This is a genomic window from Idiomarina loihiensis L2TR (genome assembly GCF_000008465.1).
In the GTDB taxonomy this organism is placed as follows: Bacteria; Pseudomonadota; Gammaproteobacteria; order Enterobacterales; family Alteromonadaceae; genus Idiomarina; species Idiomarina loihiensis.
This window is the reverse complement of sequence record NC_006512.1, coordinates 2,652,523-2,667,657: the sequence shown is the minus strand read 5'-3', so window position 1 is coordinate 2,667,657 and position 15,135 is coordinate 2,652,523. Positions and strand designations below refer to the sequence as shown.

At 48.0% G+C, this 15,135-nt stretch carries 15 protein-coding genes; 5 read left to right on the top strand and 10 right to left on the bottom strand.

All coding sequences use genetic code 11. The annotated features are described in order from the left end of the window. Positions 1–28 precede the first annotated feature (28 nt). Entirely contained in the window at positions 29–2,641 is a 2,613-nt protein-coding gene (locus IL_RS12755; RefSeq protein WP_011235712.1) for a TonB-dependent receptor plug domain-containing protein, read from the bottom strand. 195 nt (positions 2,642–2,836) lie between these two features. Here IL_RS12755 and IL_RS12750 point away from each other — a divergent pair, with 195 nt between their 5' ends. After that, positions 2,837–4,198 (top strand): bifunctional diguanylate cyclase/phosphodiesterase, encoded by a 1,362-nt coding sequence (locus IL_RS12750; protein WP_011235711.1) that lies wholly within the window; start codon positions 2,837–2,839, stop codon positions 4,196–4,198. A gap of 20 nt (positions 4,199–4,218) precedes the next feature. Here IL_RS12750 and IL_RS13845 read toward each other — a convergent pair whose 3' ends face one another. From IL_RS13845 to IL_RS12740, 3 genes are read right to left on the bottom strand one after another with little or no spacing between them, the layout of a single operon-like run. After that, a complete protein-coding gene (locus IL_RS13845) occupies positions 4,219–4,404 on the bottom strand; it encodes a YrhK family protein (RefSeq protein ID WP_081423233.1) in 186 nt (61 codons plus the stop codon). Between the two features lie 11 nt (positions 4,405–4,415). Next, positions 4,416–4,868 carry a carboxymuconolactone decarboxylase family protein gene (locus tag IL_RS12745; protein ID WP_016341409.1) on the bottom strand — a complete coding sequence of 151 codons (453 nt, stop codon included), beginning with the start codon at positions 4,866–4,868 and terminating at the stop codon, positions 4,416–4,418. A 47-nt stretch (positions 4,869–4,915) separates the two neighbouring features. Then, positions 4,916–5,728, bottom strand: coding sequence for a helix-turn-helix domain-containing protein (locus tag IL_RS12740; RefSeq protein ID WP_011235709.1), 813 nt, complete (start codon positions 5,726–5,728; stop codon positions 4,916–4,918). Between the two features lie 224 nt (positions 5,729–5,952). Between IL_RS12740 and IL_RS12735 the strand changes: the two genes are divergently transcribed. The 3 genes from IL_RS12735 (at position 5,953) to IL_RS12725 (ending at position 9,920) form a co-directional block, all read left to right on the top strand. After that, positions 5,953–6,984, top strand: a complete 1,032-nt coding sequence (locus IL_RS12735; RefSeq protein ID WP_011235708.1) for a helix-turn-helix domain-containing protein — start codon at positions 5,953–5,955, stop codon at positions 6,982–6,984. Positions 6,985–7,068: 84 nt separating this feature from the next. Beyond that, complete coding sequence (locus IL_RS12730; RefSeq protein WP_011235707.1) at positions 7,069–8,580, top strand: amidohydrolase family protein; 1,512 nt, start codon at positions 7,069–7,071, stop codon at positions 8,578–8,580. Positions 8,581–8,660: 80 nt separating this feature from the next. Next, positions 8,661–9,920 carry an MFS transporter gene (locus IL_RS12725; RefSeq protein WP_011235706.1) on the top strand — a complete coding sequence of 420 codons (1,260 nt, stop codon included), beginning with the start codon at positions 8,661–8,663 and terminating at the stop codon, positions 9,918–9,920. A gap of 53 nt (positions 9,921–9,973) precedes the next feature. On the opposite strand, the gene IL_RS12720 is transcribed toward IL_RS12725, so the two are convergent. After that, on the bottom strand, positions 9,974–10,417 hold the full coding sequence (locus tag IL_RS12720) for an Lrp/AsnC family transcriptional regulator (RefSeq protein WP_011235705.1): 444 nt from the start codon (positions 10,415–10,417) through the stop codon (positions 9,974–9,976). Between the two features lie 108 nt (positions 10,418–10,525). On the opposite strand from IL_RS12720, the gene IL_RS12715 reads away from it, so the two are divergent. Further along, entirely contained in the window at positions 10,526–11,110 is a 585-nt protein-coding gene (locus IL_RS12715; RefSeq protein WP_011235704.1) for a LysE family translocator, read from the top strand. 225 nt (positions 11,111–11,335) lie between these two features. On the opposite strand, the gene IL_RS12710 is transcribed toward IL_RS12715, so the two are convergent. From IL_RS12710 to IL_RS12690, 5 genes are read right to left on the bottom strand one after another with little or no spacing between them, the layout of a single operon-like run. Then, positions 11,336–12,517 (bottom strand): NAD(P)/FAD-dependent oxidoreductase, encoded by a 1,182-nt coding sequence (locus tag IL_RS12710; protein ID WP_011235703.1) that lies wholly within the window; start codon positions 12,515–12,517, stop codon positions 11,336–11,338. Then, the gene (locus tag IL_RS12705; RefSeq protein WP_011235702.1) at positions 12,517–13,008 is read right to left on the bottom strand and encodes a peroxiredoxin; all 492 of its coding nucleotides are present in this window, start codon (positions 13,006–13,008) and stop codon (positions 12,517–12,519) included. Before IL_RS12705 ends, IL_RS12710 begins: the two co-directional genes overlap by 1 nt. Continuing rightward, the gene (locus tag IL_RS12700; RefSeq protein ID WP_011235701.1) at positions 12,992–13,783 is read right to left on the bottom strand and encodes a class I SAM-dependent methyltransferase; all 792 of its coding nucleotides are present in this window, start codon (positions 13,781–13,783) and stop codon (positions 12,992–12,994) included. The genes IL_RS12705 and IL_RS12700 overlap by 17 nt, the downstream gene beginning before the upstream one ends. Continuing rightward, positions 13,780–14,232 (bottom strand): GNAT family N-acetyltransferase, encoded by a 453-nt coding sequence (locus IL_RS12695; protein ID WP_011235700.1) that lies wholly within the window; start codon positions 14,230–14,232, stop codon positions 13,780–13,782. The genes IL_RS12700 and IL_RS12695 overlap by 4 nt, the downstream gene beginning before the upstream one ends. Further along, positions 14,229–15,101 carry a Dam family site-specific DNA-(adenine-N6)-methyltransferase gene (locus IL_RS12690; protein ID WP_011235699.1) on the bottom strand — a complete coding sequence of 291 codons (873 nt, stop codon included), beginning with the start codon at positions 15,099–15,101 and terminating at the stop codon, positions 14,229–14,231. Before IL_RS12690 ends, IL_RS12695 begins: the two co-directional genes overlap by 4 nt. Positions 15,102–15,135: the final 34 nt, after the last annotated feature.

Sequence of the window (15,135 nt, the reverse complement as noted above, 5' to 3'; positions counted from 1 at the left end):
ATTTTTCTGACCCTGCTGATATTTTCCGCTAAAAATTGTGAACAATAGATAGGTTAGCTGTACGACCGCGCAGATTGTACTGGGTCATATCGTATCCGTAGGCTCCGCCAGCCGGATCAAACGGCGGCTGCTCGTCGAACAGGTTGCTGATATTCAGGGTTAGCTGAGTGTCACCAAAACCCTGATAAACCAGCTGCGAGTCAACCTGCCAGTAGCTGTCGACCTTTTCATCTAAACCCGGGTTACTGCTTTGCGTGGCCACCTGCTGCTCATAGCTACTGGTGTAGTTGAGGCTGACGCCCCATTGCCAGTCGCTAATAAGCCAGCGCAGTTGGTTGTTACCTTTCCACTTAGGCAATGCGCCTAATATATTACTGCCAGCGCCGTCAGTAGGTTCCTGACCGGCAACTAAGGCCTGCTTGTATTCTAAAAGCCGTGACCAGGTACTCTGAAACTGAAGCGTCGAGTTGTTTAACTGCACTTGGTAATTCGCATCAATATCGAAGCCGCGGGTGGAACGGGTGCCCTGGTTGCGGTATTGGTTGCTGATAATTTGCAGTCGCCCGGCGTCGTCGCGCTGAATGCGGTCTGCGTACAGGCCTTCATTATTGACAATAAACTGCGCGTTGTCGGGGGCAATAATATCGTCCTGCTCAATTTCGAATACATCGACAGCAATGCTGGCACCTTTTTGCGGAGACCAGATAATACCGGCATTGAGGTTGGTTGAGCGTTCGGCATCGAGTTCAGAGTTACCTGTACGCACTTGCGTGAAACCACGACTCGCGCCCGGATTAATAGGGTCGTTAGGGTCTATAACCGAGCCATAACTGATGGTGTTGCTTTCTGCAATTTCCGGTAGCGATGGTGCACGGAAGCCGCGTGACCACGAGCCGCGCAGAAGCCAATCGTCGCCTAATACATAGTGAAACGCCACTTTAGGTGACCAGGCTGAGCCAAAATCATCATAATGGTCATAACGGCCGGCCAGGTTTACGTTCAGGTTCTCGACAACAGGAACGTCCAGCTCAACAAAGCCTGCCGCAACTTGTCGCTTCCCTTTAACCAGGTTGATAGCCGGGCGCAGCTCGGTGCCCGATAACACTTCCGGTGAAGTTCCCGCATCCATTTCTTCTTCACGCCAGTCGACCCCAAAGGCAACGCTTAGCGGGCCGTTATCTAGCTCTTTTAAAATGGTGCTGGCATTAGCGTTAATGCTGTTTAGCTCGTAAAAGCCCGGACGACGCGTATCAATGCGCAACGCTTCAATGGTTGCCGGGTCATTGTTGCCGTTAAAAAAGTCATATTCGCCGCTGGCCAGCATATCTTCAAAAGTGTAGCGGTTAATAAAGTTATCAACGTACTCGCGCTGGCGGCTTTGTGAATTCAGCACGTTAACTGACCAGTCCCAGTCTAAGCCCCGGTAATTAACACCGGCCAGAAAGCGGTGAAAGTCTTGTTTATTGGCTTTTACGCGCTCGCCTACATCAAAAAAGGTGTATTCAAAAGGTAAGGCCTCTGAACCCGGGTTATCCGGATGCCCGACCGGTAATTCCACCGGAATATCGACTAAACTGCCGGTTTCCTCATTGTAAGCCCGCAGTCCGGCACCGACACTTAACGGCGCGCCAAACACGTGGCTTGAACGGTTATTGCTGTACAGAAAGTCACTGTACGCCTGTATGTCCTCGGTAAGCTGCAAAGTGCCCTGTAGTGAGAACTGGTGTCGCTCAACTTCCGGCTGCAGCGTGTTGTATGGCTGAGCGTTAAAGGCGCACACCTGGCCGTCTGCGCCAGGGGTAAAATCGCTTCGGTCTCTTTTCTCAGAAATGCCCGGGCAGTTCTCAAAAGCCTGAGGGTTTTGCGGATCACTTAAATAATTACCGCCCTGCGACGACCAGCCAGACAAACGCCCGCCGGGCTTGTCGCGAAAGTCACCCGAGCGAGTAAAGTCGCGGTCATCGGCGTTTAAACGCTCGCGGGTCAGGTAGTCGTAGCTGAATGTCAGGTTATAGCCGTCGCCTGCTATGTCGCCAAACCCGCTGATAACGCCCGCACTGTATTGCGTTAATGAACCTTCGCTGGCACCGCCGACACCCGCGCGGAACTGAGTGCTTTGTACGTTGTTGCGTAGAATAATGTTGATAACCCCGGCAATAGCGTCCGAGCCATATACTGCGGAAGCGCCGTCTTTCAGTACCTCTATGCGCTCCACCGCGCCTAAAGGTAACGCGTTTAAGTCAACGAAGGTATCCTGAGTCCCCAACGCAAAACCGTAGTTAGACACCCGCTGACCATTCACCAGAATAAGCGTGTTTTTGGGGCTTAAGCCGCGTAAGCCAACCGAAGCCGAACCCGCCGAAAAGCTGCTGGTGTATTGCTCGTCGTAACTGTTACCGGTATTCACCGTTAAGTCACGCAGCAAGTCTGTGAGCGTAATTTCACCACTGGCCGATATGTCGCTGGCATCAATAATTTGCAACGGCGTGGCGTCTTCATTCTGGGCCCGTTTAATGTAGGAACCCGTAACACTAATGCGTTCCAGCTCGGAGCTAGCATCATTGGCTAACAGAGCTGGGGATGCCGATGCAGCGATAAGCCCAGCGGCAATAGTTGATAACGTAAAGAACTTTGATTTCATTAAATACCTCACAAAATGAATTAATAAGCCGTTTAGACGTCTAAACGGCTATTTAGCATAAGCGAGATGAGTGGTGGAGGTAAAGGGGAAATTGCAATTTGGGAGGAACTTTCTCTAGTAGTAACTAGGTGTACACAGTCAAAACACCTGTGTATGCTAAAATTAGAATGACTCAGCAGAAATTCGAGCCAAATCATGAAAGTAGATCGCTCCTTTAAGAAGTTATCAAACGTGCTGCCCTACCTGCTTGCCTTTGTGGATAATGAGCGTCGTTACAAATTCGTCAACACTGCCTATGAGGGCTTTTTCGGTGTAAAACTCAAAAACATTAAAGGTAAGAGTATTGCCGAGGTTGTTGGGGAAGAGTCTTATGGAAAAATTTCGGAGCTTCATGATCGAGTACTGAAAGGCGAGGAAATAGGCTTTACTGATAAAGTGAACCTGAGAGACGGGCGCACTATTCTACTGGATATCAAGTATGTTCCTAACTTTGAAGGCTTGAGTAAAAAAGTTAATGGATTTTTCGCGGTTATAAACGATGTGACCGAATATGCGAGTGCAGCCGAAGTGCTGCGAGCGGTTCACGATGTAGTAAATTGCCAGTCACAGGTATTATCAACCGAACGTATCAATAACTTGCTTAAACTGGGTTGTCATTATTTAAATGTTCAAACAGGGCTTGTAAGCCATGTTGAGAATGATACTTACACGGTTAAATATTCGTACTCGGAAACAGCAGATATCCCTGCTGAAACAACTTTTCCGTTAGGCGATACTTATTGCTCGGTGACGTTGACGGCTAATGAGGTCATTACAACTACGCATGCTTCTGAAAGCGACGAATATTCAGGCCACCCCTGCTATGAAAAATTTCAACTGCAAACCTACCTGGGGCTGCCTATAAGAGTTAATGGGATAACCTGGGGAACGTTAAACTTCACTAGTCCTGAGACACGGCTTACACCGTTTACCGAGCTCGATATTGAGTTAATGAGTTTAATTTGCTCTGCTATTGAGACTATTATTATTAACTCGTCTAAGACTAAGAGGTTAGAGAAACTTGCTTATACCGATTTTTTAACCGGACTGTCGAATCGGTTGTTTATTACTGAGAGATTTGAAGAGCTGGAGCCCAACGATAATAAGTTCGCAAATGTTACTTGCTTTGCCATCATCGATGTTGATCATTTTAAAAAAGTAAATGATAACTACGGTCATGACGCAGGTGATGAGGTTTTGCAGCAAACGGCTCGTAAAATAGCTGGACTTGTACGTATTAGTGATTGCGTATCGCGGGTTGGCGGAGAAGAATTTGCCCTGCTTTTGACTGATCTTCCCCGAGAGAAAGCCGAAAGAGTTTTGGAAAAAGTGCGCACAGCGATTGAGGGCAACGCTATTACTATTGATAAAAATCAGTCTATTAAGGTCACGGTCTCGATTGGTGCGACAGAGTTAAAGGCTGAAGATGAATTTAACAGCGCCTACAAAAAGGCCGATTTAGCTCTTTATAAAAGTAAAAGAGATGGAAGAAATAGAGTGTCTTGGTCCAGTAATTGACTCGCTGGTCTATTCGCCCACTAATCATTTAGTGAGCGAATAATATCGATAAACATCAACGCTGATCCTGTCATGAAGAGCCACACACCGACCGTTGCATAGCTTGCGAAAGTGGGTAGAAATAGCATGCTCCCAAAGAAGAACGACAAGCTAGCCAATATCCCTAATGTGTTTTTTTGAAGGCGCTGTAAGAAAGTTGCTTTCATACTACGGCCCATTATTTTATGTCGGGTTGGAAACGGAAGCTCACTGCAATACGATTCCAGCTATTTATCTGTACTATGACCGTAGTCAATTCAATTAACCCACTTTCTCCAAAAGCATCCAGTGCCGACTGAAAGACAGCATCTGTGATTTCTACATGGTTGATTAGCGTTAGTGCTTCCGTCCAGGCCAAAGCAGCCCGTTCTTCTGCGGTAAAACACGATAATTCTTTCCAGGCCGGAAGCACATCTAGCCTTGACTGGAGTTCACCATCAGCTCGGGCTTCATCGGTATGCATTTTCTGACAAAAGCCACAGTGGTTTAGTTGTGATGCGCGCAGTCTGACGAGATGCAGAAGTTGCGGAGACAGATTTACTGATTCCGGTACATCGCCTAACGCGGTTAAATGAGTCACCAGGCGCGGGCATTGTTTATAAAGTGAAGATTGTGAAATTCGGTGTTGCATAATGTCCTCCAAAGATTAACTCCGGATACTTTAGGAACATTCGCTAGCTATCGATTGGAGATTTGCGACATTTTTCTTTGGCGGTATTGCAGTGGCGTTTCCAAGGTTTGCTCACGGAAAGCATTTGTAAAGTGCGCTTGATCGAAGTAGCCACAGGCAAGAGCAATGTCGCTGAGACTGTCTGGTGTCAAAATCAAATATTGTCGGGCGGCTCGAATTTGAGCAAAGCCGTGTAGCTGATTTGGTGTAAAACCTAAGTATTTGCGCAATTGCCTTTCCAGTGTGCGTCGACTAAACCCGTTCTGTAACGCCAGTTGCTGAGGCGGTATTAAATCAGCAGACGCATGAGCCAATAAAGTCGACCACTTACGACTCGGTTCTTGAGCGCGATAACTCAGCGTTAGTAACCAGTTTTGTACCGCTTGTACTTGCTGGTCTGCCGAGAGAGCAGGCAGCATGTCCATTAATGGCTGTAAACTGAGTTGTTGAGAAACGGGTGTGTCGAATAAATCTATTTCGATGTTCTGCGAATCATCGATATCCAGCCCCAGCAGTGCTTTCGCGCCTCCCGGGCGGAATCGTACGCTAATGTGTCTTGTTGATGTATCCCAACGATGAGTAACGACTCGAGTATGGTGAAAATAACGAGCATTGATCCGAGTATTACGTATTTCAAAAGTTAAACTGGACCCCGCATCGGGGTAGAGTTTTTCTTCAACATGGCGCGAACTGTTTTTTAAGTCATTATTAACCCACAAGCACTGAACCCAGCTGGAGAGGCCTGGAAACGGCGGAATCATTTCTAACCCAATATTAGAAAAGCTGGCAGCAGGTATAATGTCAAATTTGTTGTGTGACATGCAGGCAACCTTCGAAGTGTATGTGAATAAATAATAACCGATTGGAACAAATAGCCCAAGTAGACAGCGACTGCTGGCAATTACCGAATAGCTTTACATAGTCTTAACGGTGAGCTGATTTTGGAAGACAAAGCCGGGTTAGATTAATTTTCAGATTTTATCTCAAGGCTGGTTATAATTTAACTAAAGATACTGATTCTCAGGACAGCCCAAGGCACAGGCTTATGTTATTGATTGACGCATTCATCCGGTTTTCCGCACTGGGCTTGTTGTTGCTTATGACGGTGCTGGTAATTAAAGATCTGCCCCGTTCCAGACGCTGTACTTTAATGGTGGCTACAAACCTCTGCCTGGCAAGCTTTCTGCTTGGTTCTATGCCCGCTGAATTTGCGCTTCCTATGGTGTGGCAAGTTCCCTTTCGGTTACTGGATACTTTGCTTTTGCCGGTTACCTGGGTATTTGTGTTAACCCTTTTTCATCGAGATTTCAGGCCAGGAAAACTCCATTGGCTTGCTTTAATTGCAGTAAGCGCCTCTATGCTGGCTGAACGGGCTGTTTGGCTGGGTTGGTTGAATGAGCTGCCTGCGTGGTGGCCCATTGTTGTCATTACGCTGTCACTTTTTCTGGTGGCACATATGGTGTTCGTTACGCTAATAGGCCGGAATGATGACTTAATTGAAGCCCGGCGTACCTATCGACTTTATTTTTTGTTTATTATTTCAGCGTCTGTTTTGGTCGCGGTTTTGGTGGGCTCTGTTTGGTTGCAAAGCGCCCAGTCTACAATTAACGCGCTGAGCGTCTGGCTTCCCATTTTTTCCATGAGCCTATGGGTATTAAAGGGCGACACGTCTGCGCTGACTTTTTATCGGAACGCGTCTCAGAAAAAGCAATTGTCAGCAGTGGATAAAAGAATACTGGCCGAACTCGACAAGCTAATGACACAAGACAAGATGTATTTAGAAGAAGCTCTGACCATTGCTGATTTGGCCAAAAAGCTGGGGGTAGCAGAGCATAAATTGAGAACCTTGATAAACACCCAAACGGGCTTCACTAACTTCAGCCATTACATTAACTCTTTCAGGCTTAAAGGCGTGATGGACTGCTTCTCAGAACGGGAGAACGACCACCTGCCCATTTTAACCATTGCACTGAATAACGGGTTTAACTCCTTACCGCCTTTTAATCGTGCCTTCAAAAAAGAAACCGGAATGACGCCGTCTCAATTCCGAAAAAACCTGCAGAATTTTCAAAATTGACGTGATTTTTTTCATAATCGACCAGCTTTTGTTGGGTTGCCTTTCTATTCTGAATGCACTTATCAGAACCAAAGGTAATTAGTTATGAAAGCTTTAAACTTAAAGAAACTCGGTTTGTGGTTAGTTGTTTTATTGCTTGCTCTCAGCGCGACCAGTTTCGGTGTTATGTACTACCAGGTGAATAAAGCCTGGGGAGAATATGTTCCTGTTGTAGGCCCTGCGCTTTATGCAAAAACTCAGGGAGCTTACGCCATTACCAACGCAAACGTGTTGTCTGATAATGGACAGTACATGCGTCCTAATCAGACGGTGTTGATTCAAGAAGGCAAAATAACAAAAGTGGGGAGCGACCTCTTATTACCTGAGGATGCGCAAGTCATTGATGGCACAGGCAAGTTTATAATTCCCGGCCTTATTGATGCGCATGTACACTTATGGCAAAGCGCGAATGATTTGTTGTTGTATCTGGCTAATGGCGTTACTCATGTACGTGAGCTCAATGGTAGTGAAGAACACCTGCAATGGCGTGCTGAAATTGCATCAGGACGGCCGGGGCCGGACTTATTTGTGGCAACCCGGCGTCATAATAGCTCAAGTGGTATTGCTGGCTTGTTCGACCGTTGGGCTGCAAAAATAAACCCGGTAGCCGATATCGACGATATACCTGAGCGGGTAAACGAGATTAAAGACGCAGGCTACGATGCCATAAAAATTTACACGCTTTTAAGCAATGACCACTTCTTTGCTTTTAACGAGGAGGCGGGTAATAGCGATATACAAATTTTAGGGCATATTCCATATAACCTGCCACTTTCAGAGCTTTGGCCATCGAACCTGAAAGAAATAGCCCATGTTGAAGAGTTTGTTAAAGCCCTGGATCGGGAGTTTGGTGGCTATGGCCGCGATAATACTGAGGTCTTTCTGGAGTTTGTAGAAAAGCGTAGTACCGACATAGCAAGCCGTCTGGCAGAGAATAATATGGCGGTGGTTTCTACTCTGGCGCTTGTCGAAAGCTTTCCTGCACAGAAAATGAGCGTAGAAAGTGCACTGAGTCATGTTCACGTAGAGCATGTAAACCGCGGAATTGCGGAGGCTCTACACCCAAGTATTAAAGTCATGGGGTGGCTGCCCGAAGTAAACATTTATCGTTTACCGGAAGACTATCCTGAAGAGCGTGTTCCCGGTAATCAGCGTTATTGGAAAGCTTACGCAAAAGCCAACCAGATACTTTTGCAGGCTATGCGCGATAATCGGGTCAAGGTTCTGGCGGGTACTGATGCAAATGTGCCTGTAATGGTTCCCGGGTTTTCCATGCATGATGAGCTTGCCGCGCTGGTTCGTACCGGCTATACCCCGGCCGATGCATTGAGAAGCGCGACGGTTGAAACCGCACAGTGGATGGGACTGCAAACTGGGGTAATTGCCTCAGGCTACCAGGCAGACCTTGTGGTACTGGACAGTAACCCGCTGGCGGATATTCACAATACGAGAGCAATTTCGGGCGTTATGTCTAACGGACGTTGGTATTCATCTGAGGACACGCAAGCTATGTTAAAAGCGGTTCGGGACGCAAACGACGTAGTTAATGTGAATTGACAGTAACCATACCCAAGGGTTTCGTAACCCATAAAAGCGTCTTAAACTGATAGCATGAATCATCGGTTTAAGGTGCTTTTATGGGACAAGTCTCAGGCACCCGCTTTGCGCTTACAGGCGCCACACTTATTGCCATAAGCTTTGGTTTAGCTCGTTTCGCCTTCGGTTTGTTTGTCCCGCAAATACGCGCTGACCTAGAAATCAGCGCGAATACAATCGGTGTTATCGCCGCACTTCCCCTTATAAGTTTCGTTTTTATCAGTTCAGCGGCTCCTTTAGTTACTAAATATTTTGGTGCCCGTAACACGACAGTGTTATCTGCTTTATTTAGTGTTTTCGGTCTGGCTACAGTAAGTCAGGCCACTGGCCCCATAAGTCTCGGTTTAGGAGTATTTGCTTGCGGTATATGCACTGGTTTAATGATGCCCGCTTTAACTTCAGCCATGCAGGCTTTGGTCGATCGCTCAATCCACGGACGGGTCAGTTCAGTAATGAATGCGGGTACAAGCATTGGCGTCGCGCTCTCTGTTCCAGCTGTATTATTTTTAGTTGGGGCGTGGCGCTACGCCTATTTATCATTCACGGTAATAGCCGTTATTGGGGTCCTTCTTGCCTGGTATTTAATTCCTTCGGTTTCCAGGCTAACCCCATCAAATGCAGCGCCACCACCGAAAATCAAAGCTAGACAATGGTGGCGTTTATTAAAGCTATCTTTATTTGCTTTCGCCATGGGCTTTATCGCTTCAGCTTATTGGACGTTTGGGCCGGATTTAGTCACTAATTTGGGCTCATTATCATCTCAACAAAGCGGTTGGTTATGGTTGGCCTTAGGTATTGCAGGTTTGGGGGGCGCTATTATTAGTGATTTGGCCGATAGAAATAACCCGGCTATCACGCATGCACTAATGCTGATGATGCTAACAACCAGTTTAACTCTATTAGCCGCCAGCCCAAGTCAAATCTATCTTGCCGTGTTTTCAGCTTTGATCTTCGGCTTGGCCTACATGAGTCTGACCGGTCTGTACTTGATGACAGGTATTCGCTTATTGCCTGGTCGCCTTTCAATAGGACCTGTGCTGCCCTTTGTAGCTTGTGCCTTAGGCCAGGCAGCAGGGTCGCCTATTATTGGCTTACTAGTCGGTGAATTTGGTTATGCCGAGAGCTTTTCTATCTTTGCAGCGGTGGGCGTTCTTATCGCACTAATATCACCATTTTATCCCGGGCATACTGAACATGAAGGTGACATACCTGAAGAGGAAACGGGTCTTCAAGCAGCATTTGATAATCAGCTGCAGGATGAGGAAGGCGAGCCTTTAGAAAGCAATAGTACCGAACAGTGAGAAATTTTTCTGTCAGCTTTGAGCGAGGAAAGGACCTTCGGTTTCTACCTAATTCAACTGCGCTGATCTTTTGATGACTCCATCACAACCATTGTGGTTATGGCATTGACATGTGGGCACTCACCCAGCACGTTGGAGTGTATGCGTTGAAAATGTTTGAGGTCAGTTGCCTCAACGCGTAACAGATATTCGTGGGTTCCTGTTACGTTGTGGCACTCAACAACTTCGGGTACATCTGCAACGTGTTGCTCAAAAGCTAGCTGCGAGCTTCTGCGGTGGTCACTTAAGCCAATGGTGACGAATGCGACAAAACCGATTTGGAGCTGCTCAGGGTCTAAAATTACGCGATAGCCTTTGATAACGCGCTTGCGTTCAAGTTCCTGTACTCGCCGAAATGTTGCCGACGGCGATAATCCAATACGCTCTGACAGTTTGATATTGGAAATTCGCCCATCGCTTTTCAGTTCTTGCAATATCTTTTCGTCAAATTTATCCATGTGAGAATATTATTTCTTAATTTTCTACCTTAGTGGCAATAAAAGCACAAAATTTCATAGTATTCCAGTTATTCTATGCGCCATATTTTACTGAGAAAGGTTGCTGTCATGGATCAGTCATTACTAGCGCTTTTGCTATTCGCTTTCGTTTCTACCTTTACACCCGGCCCTAATAACATGATGTTGATGGCCTCGGGTGCCAACGTAGGCTTTAGACGGACTATTCCCCATATGTTGGGCGTCATCTTTGGCTTTGGCCTTATGATTTTTTTAGTGGGACTGGGTTTAGCCGAGGTTTTTAAGACTTTCCCTAAAATTCATGATGCGCTGCGCGTGATTTGTGGCGTGTTTCTAGTTTACATTGCATTAAAAATTGCGCGTAGTCGTCCGCAAGTGGAGAGCGCTTCATATCAGCCGATGACGTTCTCGGCCGCTGTTTTATTTCAATGGATAAATCCAAAAGGTTGGACGATGGCTTTATCGGCGGTGAGCCTTTATAACCCGACAGCAAGTTTGTTTGGACTGACTTTGGTCACACTGGCGTTTATATTTGTGAATATGCCTTCCGCCTCTATTTGGGCGTACGCAGGCAAGAAAATCAGTCGAGTGTTAAAGCAGGAATTGCACATGCGCCTTTTTAACTGGAGTATGGCGTTGATCTTGGTCGGCTCTACTTTGCCGATGCTGGTTTAATGTTCTGCGGCCTTCATGATTTATATACAGAGATGATTTACTGCTCATATTTGCTCATTTTGCCGCAGATCCATCTTCCGAGATTGTCGAAAAAACAGTTAATGATTTCTCGGAAACAATAGAGAAAGCCTCAGTGACGATTAAATCGTGCGTGGTTAAAGCGTCGATGTACGTTCTTGGCACAAAGCGGAACTAACCCGTATAAACGCTCTCCCTGAAAGTTACCTACAACTCAGACCCACAAGCATAACCACTACTCCAGGCCCACTGAAAGTTGAATCCTCCCAACCAGCCGGTTACGTCCAGCACTTCGCCAATAAAGTACAGGCTGGGTTGTTTCTGGCTTTCCATGGTTTTGGAGCTGACTTCGTCGACGTTAACGCCACCCAAGGTGACTTCGGCGGTGCGGTAGCCTTCGGTGCCGTTGGGTTTTAGCTGCCAGCGGTTAAGGTTGTCGGCTATGGCCTGAAATTGTGCGTTAGAGGTGTCGGCCAGTTTGTTGTTCAGCGGCCATTGGTGGTGCTCTGCTAGTGCGGTTACTACGCGTTTGGGGAAGTGTTGCTGCAATACGGTATTAAGCTGGGTTTTGGGTTGCTGCTGTTGTTGTGTTTTCAGCCACTCAAAGGCGTCTAAGTCGGGCAACAAGTTAATGGTAACGGCTTCGCCGGGCTGCCAGTAGGAGGAAATCTGCAAAATGGCCGGTCCGCTGACGCCACGGTGGGTAAACAGCATGGCTTCTCGGAAATAGCCGTCGTGGGCTTCTGCGCTTACGGGTACGGCCACACCTGAAAGCTCGGCAAAGCGGGCCTTTTCGTCGTCCTGGAGAGTAAAAGGCACTAAACCGGCGCGTACCGGCACAATGGAATGCCCAAACTGTTCGGCAATTTGATACCCCAGCGGAGTCGCTCCCAGTTTGGGCATAGACAACCCACCACAGGCAACAACCAGCTTCTCGCAGCTATAGTCGCCACGGCTGGTTTCAATGCGGTAGTTGCTGTCATAGTCTACTGACACAATCTCGGTGCGTAACTGAACTTTGGCGCCGTGCCGGTCGCATTCGCTCATTAGCATGCGCACAATGTCTTTGGCGGAGTCGTCGCAAAACAACTGGCCTAAGGTTTTTTCGTGGTAGGCAATGCCGTATTCGCCCACCAGGCCAATGAAGTCCCATTGGGTGTAGCGGCTGAGTGCCGACTTGCAGAAATGCGGGTTGGAAGACAGAAAGTTCTCGGGGCCGGCGTACATATTGGTGAAGTTGCAGCGGCCGCCGCCGGAAATCAGTATCTTTTTGCCTGCCTGCTTGGCGTGATCCAATACCAGTACCGACTTACCGCGCTGTGCGGCATGAGCGGCGCAGTGCAACCCCGCCGCGCCGGCACCAATAATAATCACATCCCAGTTCGACATTATTTCTGCAACTGCTCCAGTATGTATTCGGCTTTGCTCACTTCAAAGGACTTGTCCTCTTCAACAAACAGGCCCTTTACCTGGCCGTCGGTAATAATCATGGCGTAGCGCTTGGAACGTATGCCGCCGAAGTTGCCGGTATCCATGCTAAGGCCCATTATCTGGTTGTATGCGCCGTTGCCGTCAGACAATAACCGAACCTTTTCTCCGATCCCTAAAGACTCGCCCCAGGCCTTCATAACAAAGGCGTCGTTTACGGCCACACAATTAATGCTCAGAACACCCGCTTCTTTTAATGCTTCGGCGTGTTCTACGTAGCCGGGCAGGTGTTTCTCCGAACAGGTCGGAGTAAATGCGCCAGGCACTGAAAACAGTACGTGTGTGCCTTTGGCGAATATCTCTGCCGGGTCGTAGTTCTGAATGCCAAGATCACCTTTGCTGGTCAGTGAACCTGATGGAACTTTATCGCCTTCTTTAATTTGCTGACTCATGAAAACCTCGTTTTATATAAACATCAAAGCGATGTTTTTTACTCTTAATTTGACTGTTTGGTTCACGCCCGGCCAGAAAAGGTGCGCTGTTAGGGCGCTTAACTACGACTCGGTATTTGGCCAGGGCGATGGCGGGTTCCAGCAGGGTATCGGCGTCTTCGTCACTGCCCACCAGTTGCTGGAACATTTGCATGTCTTTTTTTACCTGGGCCTTTTGCTTGCCGGTTTTCGGGTACATGGGGTCTAAGTAGACCACGTCGGGCTCTTGAGTATAACCACTACCGGTAAAAAGGTTGTCGGTGCCAATTAACTGCATACGCAGGCAGGTGTCACCAATAAAGTCGTGTTCCTTCTGGGCTCTGTGTAGGCCATTATCGAGCAGCGCTGCGACAACCGGATGCCGTTCAATAAGCTGCACATTACAACCTAAGCCCGCCAGTACAAAAGCGTCCCGCCCCAGGCCGGCGGTTCCATCGACAACCGAGGGTTTGAATTGCCCGGTTACGCCGACCGCTTTGGCGATGGCTTCATTCTTTAACTGTGTGTTCTGAGCTCGATAGGCGGCTTTACCCTGATGAAAGTCCACCACTAAAGGCGACATTTTCTGTGGGCTTTGCAGCCAGTGCAGCGCCAATACCCCTTCGGTCAGCCACAGCTGAAAAACGTCATTATCCGTGGTTTCAAACGGCAGTCCCCAGCGCTCGGCAATGGCTTTTACCGCAACGGTTTCAGCATCGCTGTCTGCAAGAATGGGAACCCGAGCCGTAGTTGTCACTGCGCGGCCTTACGTTGCATATCAATGTGCGGAATATCGTCTTCCAGATACTCTTCGCTAATGGCCTCAAAGCCAAAGCTCTGGTAGAACTTTAACAGATAAACCTGAGCGCCGACCCGAATCGGGGCTTTGGGGGCATACTCTTCAAGATAGTCGATGCTGCGTTGCATAACGTCAACACCCAGCTTCTGACCTCGCACTTTTTCGTGCGTTATTACCCGGCCAATACGAGAATAGCCGGTATCGGCGGTTGCCAGGTATAGCCGGGCGTAGGCGATCATCTCATCGGCATTGTTGCGGGCGTACAAATGTAAGGCCTGCTCATCGGCGCCGTCAGCGTCCAGGTAAGGACAGGTTTGCTCTACCACAAAAACTTCCTGCCGAAGTTTCAGTAAGTCGTAGAGATCATGCAGTGAAAGGTCGTTAAATGCTTTTAAATTCCAGTTCATGTGCCTACTTTCTTCAATGAGTTGCTAAGAGAAACCACGTTACTTTTATTGACTTCGCTATCATATAAGGCGAGCAGCTCGGCTACGGGTTTGCGACCGTCGCCTTTTTGACTGATGCTGCGCGAAACCGACAAGCTACTGATATCGGCGTGCTTGTACAAGGCGCGGGTGAGGTCGGTGTCGTGGTTACTGATCAGTACCGGAATATGGCGTTTCTTCGCAACCTGTACCGCGCGGCGAGCTAACTCGTCCTGATCGGTCAGGCCAAAGCCACCGGTGGCGTAGCTGGTAAAGTTAGAGGTCTGGTCCAGCGGTGCATAGGGTGGGTCGCAGTAAATCACATCGCCTTGTCGTGCACGTCGAAAAACCTGTTCAAATGGACGGCAAATAAACTTGGCCTTGCGCGCTTTCTCGGCAAAGTGCTCGAGTTCTTTTTCCGGGAAGTAAGGTTTGCGGTAATCACCAAAGGGCACGTTAAAAATGCCTTTGCTGTTATAACGACACAGGCCGTTGTAGCCGTGGCGGTTCATATATAAAAAAAGCAGAGAGCGAAAGTAAGGGTCGCTGCTGGCATTAAAGGCGGCGCGCAGGGCGTAATAAGCGTCGGCCTGGTTGTTACGATCAACGAAGAGTTTGCGGGCGTCCTGAATAAAAGTTTTCGGACGGCGCTTCACAAACTGATACAGGGTAATGAGGTCCTGATTAATGTCGTTCAGCAGGTAGCTGTCGTAGTCGGTATTCAGAAAGACTGAACCGGCGCCCACAAAAGGCTCGATGAGCTTTTTACCTTGCGGCAAGCGTGCTGTTATCGGCTCGATAAGTGAGTACTTACCGCCTGCCCATTTTAAAAATGCCCGATTCTTCTTCATGCGCCGGCCGTTGGTTTATCCTTTGCGGATTGTA